The organism is Candidatus Zixiibacteriota bacterium, assembly GCA_036480375.1.
Lineage (GTDB): Bacteria > Zixibacteria > MSB-5A5 > GN15 > JAAZOE01 > JAZGGI01.
In genome coordinates, this window is record JAZGGI010000002.1 from 1 (window position 1) to 2,086 (window position 2,086).

3 protein-coding genes are annotated in these 2,086 nt (G+C 44.1%); all 3 read right to left on the reverse strand.

Annotated features, from left to right (window positions below; all coding sequences use genetic code 11):
* A partial coding sequence (locus tag V3V99_00055) for a hypothetical protein (GenBank protein MEE9441052.1) occupies positions 1–260 on the reverse strand: 260 nt, incomplete at its 3' end.
* Between the two features lie 151 nt (positions 261–411).
* Positions 412–1,359, reverse strand: coding sequence for a LuxR C-terminal-related transcriptional regulator (locus V3V99_00060; GenBank protein MEE9441053.1), 948 nt, complete (start codon positions 1,357–1,359; stop codon positions 412–414).
* A gap of 155 nt (positions 1,360–1,514) precedes the next feature.
* A partial coding sequence (locus V3V99_00065; protein MEE9441054.1) for a methyl-accepting chemotaxis protein occupies positions 1,515–2,086 on the reverse strand: 572 nt, incomplete at its 5' end.

Below are 2,086 nucleotides of genomic sequence, written 5' to 3' on the forward strand. Positions count from 1 at the left end.
TCGGAAATTTCCTCAGGCGATCCAAAACCGATTGCCGTACTGCCCTTCAATGCCTCCACATTGGCTTGCAAAGCTTCCAATTCCTGCCGTAAAGTATTAATGGCTTTTTCTCGCTGGGTCTGTTCAGCGACGACCATCTCTTTTAGCGATGCTTCCAGCTTGTCGACCGCCTCAAGCAACTTACCAAAATCCTGAGCCGTTGATACCCCCGAAAAACAGAAAACGAAAAGAGTGCAAATCCAGAGATAGTGTGTTTTCATAAAACCCTCCTCATAAAGTTAAGTTGATGATACCCTACTGATAGTATTTTTCGTCAAATGGACAATTTTATCGATAATGATTAATCGGCTATTGATTGGCTATGCCTTATAGCCAATCTTTCGCCATTCAATTTTAATCCGGGAATGAGTATTATTTCAAATTCTTAAGATAGACTGCCAGATTTATCCCCTGACGAGATAATCCCAGTTTCTTTCGAATGTTTTTCTTCTGATTATAGACGGTATGAACCGACGTATTAAACGCCGACGCGATAGATTTTGACGAGAAACCGTTTTTTGTCATATTGCAGATTTCAATTTCACGGGGGGTTAGTTTTGCATACTTCCGCTGTAATTCATCAACAAACGGCGAAGTTATATCAGATAAACAATTTTTTATTAGAGAAATATAGTGATGATCCCCCGAAGCGATTCTTTCTTTAAGAATGTCGAGAAGCGGTACGGCAATTCGGTCAATATTTGACTGTATTTCTATGGCTATTTTTCGCTTTTTCCCTTCGATTTGATCTAATATTTCTTCAAGGGCATTGTTTTTCGCTCTCACGGTTTCCTGTTCATGATGCAACCTTTTATTGGTTTCTCGAATTAATTCATTGGATTGTTTCAGTTCAATAAATCTGCTGATTGCCGCCGTCAGTTCGTTAATCAAGTTCCTCTCTTCCTTGAGAAAAGGCCCCTCATCCATTTCCGGCATTTCTTCTGCATAAAACACTGCCAGTTCACCCGCAGGTTTATCAAAAACTATAATTGGCGCCGATTGCTTCCATCTTGTTTCTTCGAAATTTTCCGTCTTATATTCCCGGTCGTTGATAGTCAAACGGGCACAAGTTATCTCAGGATATTGCCATGAGGGGGGAATGAGATTGACTGTCTCCTGCAGGACTTCATCTATGGTTAGATTTCTATCTGTGGATAATTTCAAAAAATCATACAGGCAATTTAGCTCTTTTATTCGTTCGTCAAGATCATGAGTTTTTTTTATGAGTTGTTCTTCCGGAAGAGTGTACTCAGTTATGCCTTGAGAAACATCGTTTACTTTGGAGTTATCAATTTTTCGATATTTTAATTTGGCACCCATACCCCAGCCTATTTTCCGCAATGATGCTATAAAGATATTATCGGCATGGGCTTAAAATAAATGTACGCTGAAATTTTATATTTTGGACTTAGGGATTGTATGCGGGAGCGGACGTCGAATTTATTTGCCCGCCCCCGAAAATAATTAGGCAGATATTACGCGTTTTCTTTGACCTTAAATTGCGCGACCATTTGCTGCATGCCTTCGGCCTGGCGATTGAGTTCTTCCGCCGCAGAAGCCGACTGCTCGGCGCCAACCGACGTTTGCTTCGTGATCGTCGCGATGTGTTCCATGTTCTTCGATATCTGCTCCGCCGCCGCCGACTGCTGATCGGCCGCCGTCGCGATCTGAACGATCATATCCATTACCTGAGACGACATTGAGTTGATCTCGGTCAGGCTGCCGCCGGCTTTATCGGCCAACGTCTTGCCTTCCTCAACCATCGTTCCCGCTTCTTCCATCGATGTCACGGCGCGTCCGGAATCGTTTTGAATGCCCTTGATCATCTCAGTAATCTCGCCGGTCGCTTTGCCGGTCCGTTCGGCCAGTTTGCGAACTTCATCAGCGACAACGGCGAAACCGCGTCCCTGCTCTCCGGCACGAGCCGCTTCGATAGCGGCATTGAGGGCCAACAGGTTGGTCTGATCGGCAATATCGTCGATGACACCAATGATCTCGCCGATCTTATCTGACGCCTGGGCCAGTTCATTAACGATATTACCCGACT